Source organism: Agrobacterium sp. SOY23 (assembly GCF_027212525.1).
Taxonomy (GTDB): domain Bacteria; phylum Pseudomonadota; class Alphaproteobacteria; order Rhizobiales; family Rhizobiaceae; genus Agrobacterium; species Agrobacterium tumefaciens_I.
Genome location: NZ_JAPWDT010000005.1, coordinates 429,984 through 445,481, shown reverse-complemented (window position 1 = coordinate 445,481; position 15,498 = coordinate 429,984). Strand labels below are relative to the sequence as shown.

Genomic DNA, 15,498 nt, shown 5'->3' with positions numbered 1-15,498 from the left:
ATATTTTATCGGCCCTGCCCTGTCCTGCCCTCGGAGCCGCATTTATCCAGGAAACGCGATCTGCCGGCATGGTACGGTGCGCCAGTCACCCGGCTGGCCCACCGTTAAAGCTGAAAAAAGCGGGGCCTGTTTTAGCCTATACGTTGTCTCAGGCACGCAGGGCAGCGGCTGGAGACTGGCGATAGGCGAGCAGCGCCGGTATCGCCGCAAGAACAGCGGCAAAGCCCAGCAGGAAGAGCGCAAGACGCAGATCCTCCCCGGTGAACCCCACCGGCAGGATCACGCCGCTTTTTGCCGTGAAGAGCTGCGCGCCGAGATGGGCCGCGCCCAATCCCAGCAGAAAACCGATGCCGACACCGAGTGCCACCAGAAAGAAAAGCTCCAGCCAGACGATGACGAAAACCGAGCCGCGCGGCGCGCCGAATGCGCGCAATGCGCCGATCTGCCGACGCCGTTGCCCGACATGGATCACCGTGACCAGCATCAGCGCCGCCGCCACCAACCCCTGCGAACCGGCGGCGACCGCGCCCAGCACCATCTTGGCGTCGCCCAGCGTTGCATAAAGGCCGGTCAGCACCTCACCCGGAAACACACCGAGCGTATTGCCGCTGCGATATTCCTGTCGCAGGCGATAGGCATCGGCAATCGTTTTCGGCTTGACGAGAATGGCCGGCAGGCCGGGCAGGCCATCGCCAAAATTTTCGACGATCGGGGCATCGGGATCGATGCCGCCATGATGATCGGACTCCATATGCGCCGACGTTGCGGGGCCGAGGGCCAGGGCATGCTTTTGCACCTGCGAGGCCGCAAGCTGAACGGAAGCTTCGGCCTGGCCGCCCCCGCTTTCGGCATGGGTGTCACCGTCCTCACGGCGCTCCCCATTTTCATCGGCGTGATCGTGCCCCTCCCCGTGCTGATGCTCGTCGGCATGCGCATCCGCATCGCCCACGCCATGCCCTTCCTCGTGGTCGTGCCCATGGTGCTCACCGAGACCATGGACATGCCAGACGGCCTGGATCGGCACCAGGATGGCGCGATCCCAGGGCGTACCGGTCGGCTGCAACTTGCCGACAACCTTATAGGCGATCTCGGTATGGGTATGGCCGCCGGTCTCGGCGGTGCCATGCATCGGCTTGATCTCCGCGCCGACGGACAGATTAACGGCAGCGCCAAGGACGGCTTCGCCTTCCAGCGTGAAGATTTTGCCCTCGGCAAAACCGGGCGTCGTATTGCTGACGAGGCTCGTCGTCGTACCGACGATGGGGTAACCGGCGAAGGAATCGCCAAACCCGACCGGGGCAGCCCAGGCAACGCGCGGATCGGCGGCAAGTCTGGTGAGGACGGCGCCATCCACGAGTGGCAGGGGCGCTGCCTGGAGGAAGATGGACGAGAGAACCAGCTGGGTTTCGCTGCCGGCCGCGCCGATGACGAGATCGAACTTATCGGCTGCGCGGGCACTGCCGAGACGCAGCGACCGTTCCTGCAGCGTGACCGCCACGCCGAGCGCCGTGGCCAGCGCAACAAGCAGAACCACAACGGCCCCGCCCAGCCAAAGGCGGCGCAGGTCGGCGAGGATGAAGCCGATCATGCCGCGATCTCCTTGCGTTCGCTATCGGCGACGATACGGCCTCCGCTGAGGGTCAGACGCCGGTCGAGACGGCCGATCAGATGCTGGTCGTGGCTGGCGACGATCAGCGTGCTGCCAGTGCTGGCGGCGACGGATAAAAGCAGGTCGCCGACAGCCTCGCCGCTTTCGAGATCGAGGCTTGCGGTCGGTTCGTCGGCGATGATGACGCCGGGGCTGCGCAGCAGCGCACGGGCAATGGCGACACGCTGCATTTCACCCCGCGACATGGTCTCAACATGCTGCTCCGGCCGTTTGAGGCCAACGGTCGCAAACAGGGATTGGGCGCGTTTCATGAGGTCCGCATCTGCCACACGCGACAGGCGGGCGGGCAGCAGGATATTATCCAGCGCGGACAGGCCGGGAAAAAGATGAAATTCCTGCATGACGAGGCCGATATTGGCGGCCCGCCAACGGTCACGGCGACCCTCCGACAAGTCAGCGATATTCTGCTCGCCCCAGACGACGCGGCCGGCCTGCACGCGCTCGAGACCGGCGATGATGTTGATAAGAGTACTCTTTCCCGAGCCGGAGCCGCCCGTCAGCGCAACACGGCTGCCGGCGGCGATGTGTAGATGGTCGAGAACGAGAACCGGCGCCGCAAGCCCCGGAAAGGACACGGCAAGATGATCTATCTTCAGGGACAGCATGGTCTCAAACCGTCGCGTATTCTGCCTGGCGAATGCGCAGCAGGCTGACGAATCCGGTCTCGGGATCGGTCCACGAGCCCGTTTCCAGCGTGCCGCGCACTTCGATCGTCTGGCTGGGCTGGGTAAAGGTCTGTTTTTCGCCGAGGTAAACAACGACGATATTGTCCGGCCAGTCCGCATCCGTGGAGCAGAACGGGCAGATCGACATGGGTATTTCAGTCAGCACGAAAAACTGCGCTTCGGCCTTCAGCGGCGGCGCCATGAAACCGCGCATGGCGATTTCCTTGCCGTTCAGCTGTTTGACCTTTTCGGAAAATTCCAGTCCGAGGACGCTGACCTTGCCGTAGAGTTCGTCAAAGGTGAGGTCGCTTGTCGCCTGCGCGCGCGTGCCGGCGGCCAGCAGCGGCAGGCCGGCAATGAGACCCAATGTCTGGCGGCGGTTGAACCGCGCCTGATCAGGCTTGCCCATGACCATTCTCCTTTTTGAAAGGTCTTTCATCACCAGCCGCGTGGACCGGCAATGCAAGACCGGAAGTGACGGCAAGGGCACGCCATGGCCCATGGCGGCGCGCCCTTACCCGGTTCAGATCTTAGTTGGTCTGCTTTGCGCCGAGTGCGAAGGCTTCAGCGAGACCCCTGTAAACGTCACTCTGTTCCATATAGCCGCGGAAACCTTCAGCGCCGGGGCCTTCGGCCTGCAGCACGACGTCATCCACCGCATGGACGCCGCTATCCGAGCTTTTCGGAATGATGCCGGATACGAAGACAGCACCGGGAACGTCCTTGTACTGCTCGTTGGCGACATATTCCTTCTTCTCGTTCTGCACGGCCGGCGTGAACGGACCGTCAAGCTTCGGACGGAAGGTTTCGTAATGGTCCGGGCCGTTATTGGCGTTCAGGAACAGGCGACGCGAAACATCCACCCTGTCCGGATAACCGTCACCGTTCTTGTCTTCGTAGTTCGGGAAGCCGGCTTCGGCATAGGTGCCGACCTTTTCCCGCATTTCGGTGCCCGGCTTGTCGTCATCAACGGTGCCGATGATGGAAACGCCATGCGTGTGGTCACCGGTGACGATGATCAGCGTATCGGGGTTCTTCGCTGCAAATTCGCGGGCAATGCCGATGGTCTTGTCGAATTCGATCGTGTCGACGACAGCGCGATCCCAGTCCAGCGGATGGGACATCTTGTCGACATTGGCGGCTTCAACCATCAGGAAGAAACCTTCCGGGTTCTTCGACAGATTGTCGAGCGCAACCTTGGTCATTTCGACGAGGCCCGGCTGGTCCGGGAACTTGGCCGTGGTGCCCTTTTTCAGGAACTCGCGGTCGAGCGCGGTATCCATGTTGCCGGTGTGGAACAGGCCGAGAATCTTGCCGGTATTGGTGCCGGCAGCCGTTGCGAGTTCGGCCTTGCTGGTCGCGAGCGTATAGCCAGCTTCCTTGAACAGGGCGATATAGTCCTTGTCGTCCTTGCGCTTGGAGCCGGCCGTGGCCTGCGGCAGGAAGTAGGCGGAACCGCCGCCGAGAAGCACATCCGGCTTCACATCGAACAGCATGCCATTGATTTCGGCCTTGTCGCCACGTTTGCGGGTGTGGGAAACGACGGCAGCCGGGGTCGCATCCTGCACTTCGGCGGTGGAGATGATGCCGATCGACTTCTTCGTCTGGCGGCGCAGGGCTTCGGCCAAGGTTTCCACCTTCGGATCGTCAAGCGAGGCCGGGGTGCGGTCGGCATAAACGCCGATGGCGTTCACGGCGGTCTTGTGACCGGTCATGTAAGCCGACATGGTGTTGGCGCTGTCGGTGGCGACGGCATCGGTGGCGGAGGTGCCGATGAAGGCGACCGGCGGCACGTCATCCATGTTGAGACGGCCATTGGCCTTACCCTCGGTCATGCCCTTGGACATGATGCGGGCGGCCGTGCGATGGGCGACGGAAAGGCCGTCGGCGATCAGGAAGATGACGTTCTTGGCCTTTGCCTGGGCAGGCGTGCCATAAACGGTCCAGGTGACATTCTTGGTTTCGGCACCGGCCGAAACCTCGACCTTGTAGTCACCGGCATTGGCGATCGAAACGCCGCGCAGGATGACGGCCGAACCGAGCACCTTGTCCTTGTTCTTTTCCTCGGCGACGAATTCCGCGTCCTTGCCGAGAGCAGCCTTGTAATCCTGGCCATTGACGGTGATCTTGACGTCTTCCGGCTTCACGACGGAAGCGAACTCGACTTTGAAATCGAACGGCGAACCGGTCAGGATCGTAGCACGATCAAGCGGATAAACCTCGGCAGCCTGAACGGCGCCGGCAAGAACGGTCGTGGCGACCAAAGCAGCAACGATTTTGCGCATATTCCCCTCTCGAGACGTGTGAAAACCACACCCCCTCCTAGACCCGCCACATGACAGTTGCATGACTTGCAACCCACCATATCGGGCGTTGCGGGAAATTCGCAGAGCCTTGTAAGGCTGCGGCTCAGTCTTTCTTGATCCGCAACCCTTCCAGAAAAGTCCGGAAACTGTCCACAGCCCGTTTCGAGGTCGTCTCCGGGTCGTCGGAATTCGCGATCCATTGGGCGGCACTGCTGCTCGCCGCATTGATGAAACGGGCGCATGCCTCCGGATCGATATCGCCTATGGTGCCCTCTTCCTTCAGCGCGCTGAGGCTGCGCGCAACGGCTGAGATACAGCCATTGGCATTTGGCCAGCGGGATGGATCGCCGAGAACCGCCGGCCCGTCGCGAAACATGATCCGCTGGATTTCGGGTTCCAGAGCCATGCGCACATAACCGAGATTTTCCTCGACAAAACCCTGCCACCGGGTCTCGGCCCTTGAGGAGATGTCACAGAGCCTTTTCGTCATCTCCGCGTCGATTTCGGCCACAACGGCCATCAGCAGACCCTTTTTATCGCCAAAGTGATGATAGAGCGCGCCGCGGGTGAGACCTGCCCCGGCGGTGAAGTCGTCCATCGATGCTTCCGCGTAACCGATGCTGCCAAAGGCCTCACGGCCGGCAGCCAGAAGCTTCGCCCGCGTCTCGGCAATCATTTCACTGCGAGGTTTACGCAATTTTTTCTCCAATCTTCGCATACGACGCGTATATTAGTTGACATACGCTCCGTATGCAATTATCTCATTCACATACGCCACGTATGTATGTGGTGGACACCCTCTGAACAAGGTGCATCCCGATGTCTAATCCATACAGAGAAATTTTCCGCGCTCCAGGTGCAAAAGGCTTTTCCGCCGCCGGCTTCTTCGCCCGCCTTCCCATCGCCATGGCCCCGATCGGCATCGTCGCCATGCTGTCACAGACCCATGGGGAATATTGGCTGGCCGGCGCCGTCTCCGCCACCTTCGCCTTGACCAACGCCGCGGCATCGCCGCAAATCTCCCGGCTGGTGGATCGCAAGGGGCAGAGCCGCATCCTCATCCCTGCCACCATCGTCTCGGTCATCGCCTTTGCGGCGCTGATTATCGCGACACATCAGAGGTGGCCGGCCTGGACGCTCTTCCTTTCGGCCTTCCTCGCCGCCGCCATGCCCAGCATTCCCGCCATGATGCGCGCACGCTGGACGGAAATCTTCCGCGACCGGCCGGAACTCAACACGGCTTTCGCCTTTGAATCCGCCGCCGACGAACTTGTCTATATCGCCGGCGCCTCGCTTTCCGTCGGCCTTGCGGTTTCCCTCTTTCCGGAGGCCGGCATGATGATCAGCACCGCCTTCCTGGCGCTCGGCACCTTTGCCTTCCTGCTGCAACGTTCGACCGAACCGAAGGTGCGGCCGGTTGAAAGCGGACACCGGCAGCGTTCGGCCATCTCCCTGCGCCCGGTCCAGATCATCACGCTCGCCCTGATCTTTGTCGGCTCGACTTTCGCCACGGCCGAAGTGAGCGCCGTCGCAATCACCAAACAACTCGGTCAGCCGGAAACCGCGAGCCTCGTCATCGGCGTTTATGCCGTCGGTTCCTTCGTGGTCGGCCTCATTCTCGGCGCGATCAACCCGAAAATGCCGTTGCAACGCCAACTGCTGATCGCCGTCAGCGTGCTTGCACTCACCACGCTGCCGCTCCTCGTCGCCAATACCAGCGTTGCCCTGCTCGCCTTTGCCGTCTTCCTCAGCGGCATTGCCATCTCGCCGATCTTCATCACCTCATTCGGCCTGATCGAGCGCCGCGTGCCGGAATCGATGCTGACGGAGGGTGTCACCTGGGTCATGACCGGCATCGGTATCGGCATGGCGTTCGGTGCCTTCGTCTCCGGCTGGGTGATCGACAATTTCGGCCCCAACAATGGCTTCTGGGTGTCGGTCGTCGCGAGCCTCTCGACAGTCGCCATCATCGGTCTCGGTCAGCGCAGCCTTTCCGGCGACCGCGAGCGCGCCGACACGGCGGCCGCAGCGCAACCCGCCGAATAACAGCCGTTAATCGCTGGCGGTCACGTCAGCCCATGCGCTCGGAGACATGCTCTCCGGGCGATGCGGGGAAGACGACCGTCTTGTTTCCGTTCAGGAAGACCCGGTGGTGAATATGGGCGTGGATGGCGCGGGCCAGAACCTGGCTTTCCACGTCCCGCCCCAGGCTCACATAATCCATCGCGCTCTGGGCGTGGGTCACGCGGATCGTATCCTGCTCGATGATCGGCCCTTCATCGAGATCGGCGGTGACGTAATGAGCGGTCGCCCCGATCAGCCGTACGCCACGTTCATAGGCCTGCTTATAGGGATTTGCACCCTTGAAAGACGGCAGGAAGGAATGGTGGATGTTGATGATGCGGCCCGACATTTCCTGACACAGACGGTCCGACAGGACCTGCATGTAGCGCGCTAGCACGACGAGTTCCGCCCCGTTATCCTGCACCACCTGCAGGATCGCGGCTTCCGCCTCGGGCTTCGTTTCCGGCGTGACGCGGATGTGGTGAAAGGGAATATCCTCATTCACCACCTGCTTCTGGTAATCGAGGTGATTGGAGATCACCGCGACGATCTCGACCGGCAACGCGCCGATGCGGGAGCGATAGAGCAGATCGTTCAGGCAATGGCCGAAGCGCGAGACCATGATCACGACCTTCGTCTTTCGCGAAAGGTCGTGAATGTCATATTCCATATCGAAATCGGCCGCGACGGGACCAAACCCGTCACGCAGCGCATCACGGCCCGCCCCCTGCTCGGAAACGAAGCTCAACCGCATGAAGAAGCGGCCCGTCTCCTGGTCTGTGAATTGCGAACTGTCGTTGATGTTGCAGCCGGACCGGGCAAGATAACCGGATACGGCGGCGACGATGCCGCTACGCGCCGGGCACGCGACTTTCATGATATAGGTGGTCAAATCCTGCTCCCCCTTGATGGATCAGCACTCGGGCAGATTGACGGCGATGCCGCCCTGCGAGGTTTCCTTGTATTTCACATGCATGTCGCGGCCGGTCTCGCGCATCACGGTGATGCAATTGTCGAGCGGCATGAAATGGGTGCCGTCGCTGCGCAGCGAAAGGCTGGCCGCAGAGACGGCCTTGATCGCACCGAGCGCGTTGCGTTCGATGCAGGGAACCTGAACCAGCCCCGCCGCCGGATCGCAGGTCATGCCGAGATGATGCTCCAGCGCGATTTCGGCGGCATTTTCCACCTGCGCGTTGCTGCCGCCCAGAACCGCGCAAAGCCCAGCCGCCGCCATGGCCGCCGCCGAACCGACTTCACCCTGGCAGCCAACTTCCGCCCCCGAGATCGAGGCATTGTGCTTGATCAGACCGCCGATTGCCGCCGCCACAAGCAGAAGATCGCGAATGCCTTCCCGGTGTGCACCAACGCAATGGTCGAGATAATAGCGTGCCACCGCCGGCACCACGCCCGCCGCGCCATTGGTGGGTGAGGTGACCACGCGGCCACCGGCGGCGTTTTCTTCATTCACCGCCATGGCGTAGACGCTCATCCAGTCATTGGCCTGATGCGGCTGGGTAAGATTGAGCCCGCGTTCCGATTGCAGTTGCGCGTGGATCGCCTTGGCCCGGCGTTTCACCTTCAGTCCGCCGGGCAAAATGCCCTCCTGCGTCAAGCCGCGCTCGATGCAGCTTTCCATGACCTCCCAGACACGGTCCAGCCGCGCATTCAGTTCCGATCCGTAAACAACCTCCTCATTCGCCCGCTTCATCTGGGCGATGGTCTTGCCGGATGCGCGGCCCATGCGCAGCATTTCCGCCGCCGTGCTGAAGGGATAAGGCACCGGATGCTGCTTGCCGGCACCCGCTCCCCCGGCCGACCTTTGCAGCTCGGTTTCGGTGACGACGAAGCCGCCGCCGATCGAATAATAAACCTCCCGGTGATAGGTGTTCCCCTGGCGGTCGCAGGCGCTGAGGATCAGCCCGTTGGCATGGCCGGGAAGCGGCGGGCCATAATCGAAGACCAGATCCTTGTCGGGATCGAACCGTAGCGCCGGCAGCCCCTCGGGCCGGACGAAACCGGTGCTGCGCACCTCCGCCTCGATCTCTTCAACGCGGTCGGGATCGAGCGTATCCGGCTTCAAACCACACAGGCCGAGGATGACGGCGCGATCCGTCGCATGGCCCTTGCCGGTGAAGGCGAGCGAACCGTGCAGGCTCGCCCGCAGACCGAACAGGTCTCCCGCCCCCGGGATCTTGTCGCCGCCGCGCAGATCGTCAAGAAACCGCGCGGCCGCGACCATGGGCCCCATCGTATGAGAGGACGATGGGCCGATGCCGATCTTGAATATATCGAAGACCGACAGGAACATTTACGAACCGTAGATCGGGAAGGCGTCGCAAAGTGCGGCAACCTGCGCCCGCACCTCGGCCTCCACGGCGCTGTCGCCTTCGGCATTCACCGAAAGCGCATCGATGACGCGCAGGATCAGCGCGCCGATCTGCTCGAATTCGGCGACGCCGAAACCGCGCGTGGTGCCGGCCGAGCTGCCGAGCCGAATACCCGAGGTGACGAAGGGCTTTTCCGGGTCATTGGGAATGGCGTTCTTGTTGCAGGTGAGACCCGCCCGTTCCAGGGCGATTTCGGCAATCTTGCCGGTCACGCCTTTCGGGCGCAGATCGACCAGCACCATATGGCTGTCGGTTCCGCCCGAGACGATGCCGAGACCACCTTCCGTCAGCACTTTCGCCAGTGCCTGTGCATTGGCGATGACCTGACCGGCGTAATCGGAAAATTCCGGGCGCAGCGCCTCGCCGAAAGCCACGGCCTTCGCGGCGATGACATGCATCAGCGGGCCGCCCTGGTTGCCGGGGAAGACGGCCGAGTTCAGCTTCTTGGCGAGATCGGCATCGTTGGTGAGGATCACGCCGCCGCGTGGGCCGCGCAGCGTCTTGTGGGTGGTCGAGGTGACGACATGGGCATGCGGCACCGGGTTCGGATATTTGCCGCCGGCAATCAGGCCGGCATAATGGGCCATGTCAACCATCAGATAGGCACCGACTTCATCGGCGATCTCACGGAAACCGGCAAAATCGATCTGGCGCGGATAGGCCGATGCGCCCGCGACGATCAGCTTCGGCTTCGTTTCCAGCGCCCGTGCGCGCACCTTTTTCATGTCGATCAGGTGCGTATCGGCATCGACCTCATAAGAAACGACGTCGAACCATTTGCCCGACATCGTGACCGGCGAACCGTGTGTCAGATGGCCGCCATGGGCAAGCGACATGCCCATGATCCGGTCGCCCGGCTGCAGCAGCGCCAGAAACACTGCCTGATTGGCCTGCGCGCCGGAATGCGGCTGCACATTGGCAAATTCCGCGCCGAAAAGCTGCTTCAGCCGGTCGATGGCGACCTGTTCGACCTTGTCGACGAATTCGCAGCCGCCGTAATAGCGCTTGCCGGGATAGCCTTCGGCATATTTGTTGGTCAGCACCGAGCCCTGTGCCGCCAGAACATCGGCGGAAACGATGTTTTCCGAGGCGATCAGCTCGATCTGCGTCTTCTGGCGATCGAGTTCCTCGGCGATGGCGTCGGCGATCACCGTGTCCGAGACGGTATTGTGTGACAGACGGTTGAGCATTGTTTTCTCCTCTGAGAATCAGGCGATGTCCGCCGCAAGTTCCTTGCAGCCGGTTTCAAGCAGATGGCCAAGATGCGATACGAAACTGTTCCAGATATCCATGCGGAAACGGTTTTCCGCATCGCGCCAGAGCACGACGCTGACGCCGTCAAAAATCGTCCGGCGCCCCTCGCCCACCGCAATGGTGTCGATGTCGCGGGCGCAGCCAAGCGTCAGCAGTTCGGCGGCCTGCGGGCCTTCGATCAGAAGTGTCACCTCGCGTCCGGAAATATCGACGAGGCTATGCGGATGGCTCGCATAAACGCCCGCGCAGGCGGCGATCAGCCGGTCGATCTCGCCAACTGGAGTAAGGATGGTCCACTCATCGGGACCGAGCCGCAGCACCTCGGTTTCACCGGAAGCGGCGCGGGCACCGATGCGGTCGGGCAAGGTGAGACCAAGGGCGGCGTTGAGCGCCGCCAGATCGCCGCGTGCGCGCAGCGACAGCCGCGCCTGTGTCGGCAGAATGGTGACCCGGGCTGCTTTGCTCTCGGCCAGCGTGCCGGCAACGGGGGAGGAAACGCGCATGTTCATTGTCATCTCCGGGTCAGATTTTCAGGCGGGTATTTTCAGGATCGACAAAGACCATCCCGGTGATTTTCGCGGCAATGGTGCGGTCCAGCATCGGAATATAGACGGTTTCGCCCATCCGCTCATGCCCGCCTTCCACCAGCGCCAGCGCAATCGGCTGGCCGGCCGCATCCGAATGATAGGAGGAGGTCACATGTCCCACCATTTTCATCGGGATCGGCTGTTTCGCATCGAAGACGATCTGTGCGCCCTCTTCCAGCTTCGAACGGTCTTCGGTGAGAAGACCGACGAGGTGGCGACGGCCCTTGGCGACGAGATCGGGGCGGGCAAGGCCGCGCTTGCCGACAAAATCGGGTTTGTTCTTGCCCACGGCCCAGCCCATCGCAGCATCATAGGGCGTGACCGTGCCGTCCGTGTCCTGACCGACGATGATGTAGCCTTTTTCGGCACGCAGCACATGCATGGTTTCGGTGCCATAGGGCGTGATGCCATATTGCTGGCCGGCTTCCCACAGGATTTCCCAGAGCTTGCGGCCGAGCGGCGCGGGCACATTGACCTCAAAGCCGATCTCACCGGTGAAGCTGACGCGGAACAGCCGCGCCGGCATGCCGGCGACCGTGCATTCCACGCAGGACATATGCGGGAAGGCCTCTTCCGTCAGCTCGACGCCTTCGACAAGTGGCGCGAGCAGCTTTGCCGCATTCGGACCGTTGAGCGCAATGGTCGACCATTGTTCGGTGGTCGAGGTCAGCCACACATTGAGATCGGGCCATTCGGTCTGGAGGTAATCCTCCATCATGTTCAGCACACGAGCCGCGCCGCCTGTCGTGGTGGTGACGTGGAAACGATCCTCGGTCATGCGGCCGATGACGCCGTCATCACGGATGAAGCCGTCATCGCCAAGCAGCAGGCCATAACGGCAGCGGCCGGCTGCCAGCTTTGTCCAGGGATTGGTATACATGCGGTTCATGAACTCAACCGCATCCGGACCGACCACTTCGATCTTGCCGAGCGTCGAGGCGTCAAAAATGCCGACACTCTGGCGCACCGCGCGGCATTCGCGGCCAACCGCCGCATCCATGTCTTCGCCCGGCTTCGGGAAATACCAGGCACGACGCCATTGCCCGACCGGCTCATAAACCGCGCCATGAGCCTCGGCCCACGCGTCGATCTGGGTCTTGCGCGTCACTTCGAAATGCGCGCCACGGTGATAACCGGCAAAAGCGCCGAAGGTCGTCGGCGTATAAGGCGGGCGGAAGGTGGTCAGCCCCACCTGCGGCTGGCGCTTGCCGAGCGCTTCCGCCGCGATGTTCAGGCCGTTGATGTTGGACATCTTGCCCTGATCGGTGGCCATGCCGTTGGTCGTATAACGCTTGACGTGCTCAATGGAGCGCATGCCCTCGCGCACGGCGAGCCTCAAATCCTTGGCGGTGACATCATTCTGGTAGTCGACGAAAGCCTTGGCCTTGCCGGCGTCGCGGTCGCTCGGCAGCTCCGTATGCGAGACACCAGTGCCGATGCGATCATGATCCACCGTATGGCTGGAAGCATTGGCAGCCTTGCCGAGTGCGGCGACGACTTCACGACCCCGCTCCGCGCCGTCCTTCAGCGCGGCCTCAATGCCCCAGAGCCCGCGCCCGGCGCCTGCAATCACACAGTCCTCGTTGGTCATGGCAGGCAGGAAGGTGGTCCGCTCATCGTCCCAGGCAAGCTTGCCCTGCGTGTGGGAGAAGAGATGCAGCGACGGCGTCCAGCCGCCCGACATCAGCACCGCGTCGCAGGCGATCTCCCGTCCCGCAGCGACTGTCGAACCATTCACCTGATTGACGCGGACAGACTTGACGCGCAGCCGCCCCGACGTCGCCGTGACCGTATGCGACAGCTTGACCGGAATGCCGAGCGCACGCGCCTCGTTCACCAGCTCCTCGCGCACCCTGGCACGGGTATCGACGATGGCCTGAACGCGCGCGCCGGCACCGTGAAGATCGAAAGCGGCATACCAGGCACTGTCATGGCTCGTCACCACCACCGGCCGGTTGCCGACCTTGACGCCGTAACGGTTGAGATAGGTCTGGGCCGCTCCTGCGAGCATCACGCCCGGCCGGTCATTGCCGTGGAAGACCAGCGGCTTTTCCAGCGCGCCCTGCGCCAGCACCACCTGACGTGCCCGAACCCGCCACAGGCGTTCGCGCGGCGTATCCTTCGGTACGGTTTCAAGATGGTCGGTCAGCTTTTCGCAAAGGCCGATCATGTTCTGGTGGTAATAGGCAATCGCCGTCGTGCGGGTCATTACCTTGACGCCCTGATCCTTCAGGGCCTTCAATTCATCCACCAGCCAGGTCCAGGCGGGCTTGCCATCAATCTTCGCCTGCGGTTCCGACAGCAGCGTGCCGCCGGCTTCTGCATTTTCATCGACCAGCACGACCTTCAGACCATCGACCGCCGCCGCACGCGCGGCTGCGAGACCCGCAGGACCGGCGCCGACGATCAGCACATCGCAATGCAGGTTACGCGAAGCATAGGTGTCCGGGTCTTCCTCCTTGGGAGAAACGCCGAGACCCGCGGCCGCGCGGATGAAGGGCTCATAGACCTTGTTCCAGAAGCTCTTCGGCCACATGAAGGTCTTGTAGTAGAAGCCGGCCGAAAACAGCATATAGGCCATGTCGTTGACAGCGCCGATATCGAATTTCAGGCTCGGATATTTGTTCTGCGAGGTGGTTTCCAGCCCGTTCCAGATTTCCTGCACCGTGGCGCGGGTATTCGGCTCGAACCGGCCGGCGCCACGGCGGGTGCCGATCAGCGCATTCGGCTCCTCGGAACCCGCCGCCACCGGGCCGCGCGGGCGGTGGTACTTGAACGAGCGGCCCATCAGATGCACGCCATTGGCAAGAAGCGCGGAAGCAACGGTGTCACCCTTGACGCCGCGATAGGTCTTGCCGTCGAAGGTGAAGCTCACGGAACGGGCAGCATCCACCCGGCCACGGCCGGAAACGCGATAGGAGTTCATTTCGACACCTCGGAGCTTGCTGGTGCGTGTGTCAGGGAAGACAGTTCAGGGCGCGGCTCACCCGCGCGATAGGTCGTGAGAAAACGGTCGCTCACCGTGTCGCGCACGGCGTTGAAGAAGCGGCCGCAACCATGCATGTGCCGCCAGCGCTCGAAATGCGGACCTTTAACGTTTTCGCGGATGAACAGGAATTCCTCCCATTGTTCGTCGGTCTGCGACGAAGGGTCGGCGGCGCGCACGATATGGGCCTGCCCGGCATAGGTGAATTCGGCTTCGGGCAGCGTTTCGTTGCAATAGGGGCAGCGGATCAAAAGCATGGGGTCAGCTCCTCAATGCGCCACGGCTGCGGCGGCGGCCTCGTCGATCAGGCGGCCGGAGCGGAAGCGTTCCAGCGTGAACGGCGCGTTGATCGGGTGCGGTTCGTTTTTGGCGATGGTCCAGGCGAAGGTGTGGGCAGCGCCCGGCGTGGCCTTGAAGCCACCCGTGCCCCAGCCGCAATTGACGTAGAGCCCGTCGACCGGTGTCTTCCCGAGAATGGCCGAGCGATCCGGCGTGACATCAACGATACCGCCCCATTTACGCAGCATGCGCATGCGGTTGAAGATCGGGAAGATTTCGACGATGGCCGCAATCGTATGTTCGATGAGCGGCAGGCCGCCGCGCTGCGAATAGGAAGTGTACTGGTCCGTGCCCGAACCGATGACCAGTTCGCCCTTGTCGGACTGGCTGATATAGGCGTGGACCGCATTGGACATGACCACGCAGGGGAAGATCGGCTTGATCGGCTCCGACACCAGCGCCTGCAACGGATAACTTTCGAGCGGCAGGCGGACGCCGGCCGTATCCATGACGACCGATGTGTGGCCAGCGGCCGAGACCGCGACCTTCTTCGCCTTGATGAAGCCGCGCGCCGTTTCCACGCCGGCAACGGAGCCATCGGCGTTACGGCGAATGGCGGTGACCGGGCAGTTCTGGATGATATCGACGCCACGGGCAGCGGCACCACGTGCATAACCCCAGGCAACCGCATCGTGGCGTGCCGTACCCGCACGCTCCTGCAATGCGCCGCCCATGACAGGGTAACGGGCATTCGGCGAAAGGTTCAGGGGCGGGCAATATTCCTTGCATTCTTCCGGGGTGAGCCAGCGATTGTCGACGCCGTTCAAGCGGTTGGAATGGATATGGCGCTTGAAGCTCTGAACGTCGTGCACATTATGGGCCAGCATCAGCACGCCGCGCCGGGAATACATGACGTTGTAGTTCAGTTCCTGGCTCAGGTTCTCCCACAGATCGACCGCGTGATCGTAAAGATGGGCGCTCTCGTCATAGAGATAGTTGGAACGGATGATCGTCGTGTTGCGGCCGGTGTTGCCGCCGCCGAGCCAGCCCTTGTCGATGACGGCGACATTGGTGATGCCGTGCTGGCTGGCCAGATAATAGGCGGCACCCAGACCATGGCCGCCGGCGCCGACGATGACCACGTCATATTCGGCTTTCGGCTGGCTGTCGGGCCATTGCTCGTCCCAGTTCTTGTGGCCGGTCAGGGCATTCCGCAAAAGATTGAAGGCATTAAAACGCGTCATAGCGGGACCCGATGGTTGGAAAATCTCGTGTCATAAAAGCTAGGAGCATTTGTTACA

General features: G+C 62.2%; 13 protein-coding genes. 1 reads left to right on the top strand and 12 read right to left on the bottom strand.

Annotated elements, in window-relative coordinates; translation table 11 throughout:
• Positions 1-148: 148 nt before the first annotated feature.
• The 5 genes from O3S81_RS17225 to O3S81_RS17205 form a co-directional block, all read right to left on the bottom strand.
• Positions 149-1,588, bottom strand: coding sequence for an ABC transporter permease (locus O3S81_RS17225; RefSeq protein ID WP_269345083.1), 1,440 nt, complete (start codon positions 1,586-1,588; stop codon positions 149-151).
• Positions 1,585-2,274 carry an ABC transporter ATP-binding protein gene (locus O3S81_RS17220; protein WP_269345082.1) on the bottom strand — a complete coding sequence of 230 codons (690 nt, stop codon included), beginning with the start codon at positions 2,272-2,274 and terminating at the stop codon, positions 1,585-1,587. The genes O3S81_RS17225 and O3S81_RS17220 overlap by 4 nt, the downstream gene beginning before the upstream one ends.
• 4 nt (positions 2,275-2,278) lie before the next feature.
• Complete coding sequence (locus tag O3S81_RS17215) at positions 2,279-2,743, bottom strand: hypothetical protein (RefSeq protein WP_269345080.1); 465 nt, start codon at positions 2,741-2,743, stop codon at positions 2,279-2,281.
• A 121-nt stretch (positions 2,744-2,864) separates the two neighbouring features.
• Positions 2,865-4,619 (bottom strand): alkaline phosphatase, encoded by a 1,755-nt coding sequence (locus O3S81_RS17210; RefSeq protein ID WP_269345078.1) that lies wholly within the window; start codon positions 4,617-4,619, stop codon positions 2,865-2,867.
• A 124-nt stretch (positions 4,620-4,743) separates the two neighbouring features.
• Positions 4,744-5,337 (bottom strand): TetR/AcrR family transcriptional regulator, encoded by a 594-nt coding sequence (locus tag O3S81_RS17205; RefSeq protein WP_269345076.1) that lies wholly within the window; start codon positions 5,335-5,337, stop codon positions 4,744-4,746.
• Between the two features lie 122 nt (positions 5,338-5,459).
• Here O3S81_RS17205 and O3S81_RS17200 point away from each other — a divergent pair, with 122 nt between their 5' ends.
• Positions 5,460-6,686, top strand: coding sequence for an MFS transporter (locus O3S81_RS17200; protein WP_269345074.1), 1,227 nt, complete (start codon positions 5,460-5,462; stop codon positions 6,684-6,686).
• Positions 6,687-6,711: 25 nt separating this feature from the next.
• On the opposite strand, the gene purU is transcribed toward O3S81_RS17200, so the two are convergent.
• From purU to O3S81_RS17165, 7 genes are read right to left on the bottom strand one after another with little or no spacing between them, the layout of a single operon-like run.
• Positions 6,712-7,596, bottom strand: coding sequence for a formyltetrahydrofolate deformylase (gene purU, locus O3S81_RS17195; RefSeq protein WP_269345072.1), 885 nt, complete (start codon positions 7,594-7,596; stop codon positions 6,712-6,714).
• 21 nt (positions 7,597-7,617) lie between these two features.
• Positions 7,618-9,012 (bottom strand): L-serine ammonia-lyase, encoded by a 1,395-nt coding sequence (locus O3S81_RS17190; RefSeq protein WP_269345071.1) that lies wholly within the window; start codon positions 9,010-9,012, stop codon positions 7,618-7,620.
• A complete protein-coding gene (gene glyA, locus O3S81_RS17185) occupies positions 9,013-10,281 on the bottom strand; it encodes a serine hydroxymethyltransferase (RefSeq protein WP_269345069.1) in 1,269 nt (422 codons plus the stop codon).
• An 18-nt stretch (positions 10,282-10,299) separates the two neighbouring features.
• Complete coding sequence (locus tag O3S81_RS17180) at positions 10,300-10,854, bottom strand: sarcosine oxidase subunit gamma (protein ID WP_269345068.1); 555 nt, start codon at positions 10,852-10,854, stop codon at positions 10,300-10,302.
• Positions 10,855-10,867: 13 nt separating this feature from the next.
• On the bottom strand, positions 10,868-13,858 hold the full coding sequence (locus O3S81_RS17175; protein WP_269345067.1) for a sarcosine oxidase subunit alpha: 2,991 nt from the start codon (positions 13,856-13,858) through the stop codon (positions 10,868-10,870).
• Positions 13,855-14,175, bottom strand: coding sequence for a sarcosine oxidase subunit delta (locus O3S81_RS17170; RefSeq protein ID WP_269345066.1), 321 nt, complete (start codon positions 14,173-14,175; stop codon positions 13,855-13,857). The genes O3S81_RS17175 and O3S81_RS17170 overlap by 4 nt, the downstream gene beginning before the upstream one ends.
• 12 nt (positions 14,176-14,187) lie before the next feature.
• A complete protein-coding gene (locus O3S81_RS17165; RefSeq protein ID WP_269345065.1) occupies positions 14,188-15,441 on the bottom strand; it encodes a sarcosine oxidase subunit beta family protein in 1,254 nt (417 codons plus the stop codon).
• Positions 15,442-15,498 lie beyond the last annotated feature (57 nt).

Bases quoted from the DNA above. Each gene is read 5' to 3' on its own strand.
- O3S81_RS17225 (WP_269345083.1), bottom strand. From the start codon at position 1,588: ATGATCGGCTTCATCCTCGCCGACCTGCGCCGCCTTTGGCTGGGCGGG.
- O3S81_RS17220 (WP_269345082.1), bottom strand. From the start codon at position 2,274: ATGCTGTCCCTGAAGATAGATCATCTTGCCGTGTCCTTTCCGGGGCTT.
- O3S81_RS17215 (WP_269345080.1), bottom strand. From the start codon at position 2,743: ATGGGCAAGCCTGATCAGGCGCGGTTCAACCGCCGCCAGACATTGGGT.
- O3S81_RS17210 (WP_269345078.1), bottom strand. From the start codon at position 4,619: ATGCGCAAAATCGTTGCTGCTTTGGTCGCCACGACCGTTCTTGCCGGC.
- O3S81_RS17200 (WP_269345074.1), top strand. From the start codon at position 5,460: ATGTCTAATCCATACAGAGAAATTTTCCGCGCTCCAGGTGCAAAAGGC.
- O3S81_RS17190 (WP_269345071.1), bottom strand. From the start codon at position 9,012: ATGTTCCTGTCGGTCTTCGATATATTCAAGATCGGCATCGGCCCATCG.
- glyA (WP_269345069.1), bottom strand. From the start codon at position 10,281: ATGCTCAACCGTCTGTCACACAATACCGTCTCGGACACGGTGATCGCC.
- O3S81_RS17180 (WP_269345068.1), bottom strand. From the start codon at position 10,854: ATGAACATGCGCGTTTCCTCCCCCGTTGCCGGCACGCTGGCCGAGAGC.
- O3S81_RS17175 (WP_269345067.1), bottom strand. From the start codon at position 13,858: ATGAACTCCTATCGCGTTTCCGGCCGTGGCCGGGTGGATGCTGCCCGT.
- O3S81_RS17170 (WP_269345066.1), bottom strand. From the start codon at position 14,175: ATGCTTTTGATCCGCTGCCCCTATTGCAACGAAACGCTGCCCGAAGCC.
- O3S81_RS17165 (WP_269345065.1), bottom strand. From the start codon at position 15,441: ATGACGCGTTTTAATGCCTTCAATCTTTTGCGGAATGCCCTGACCGGC.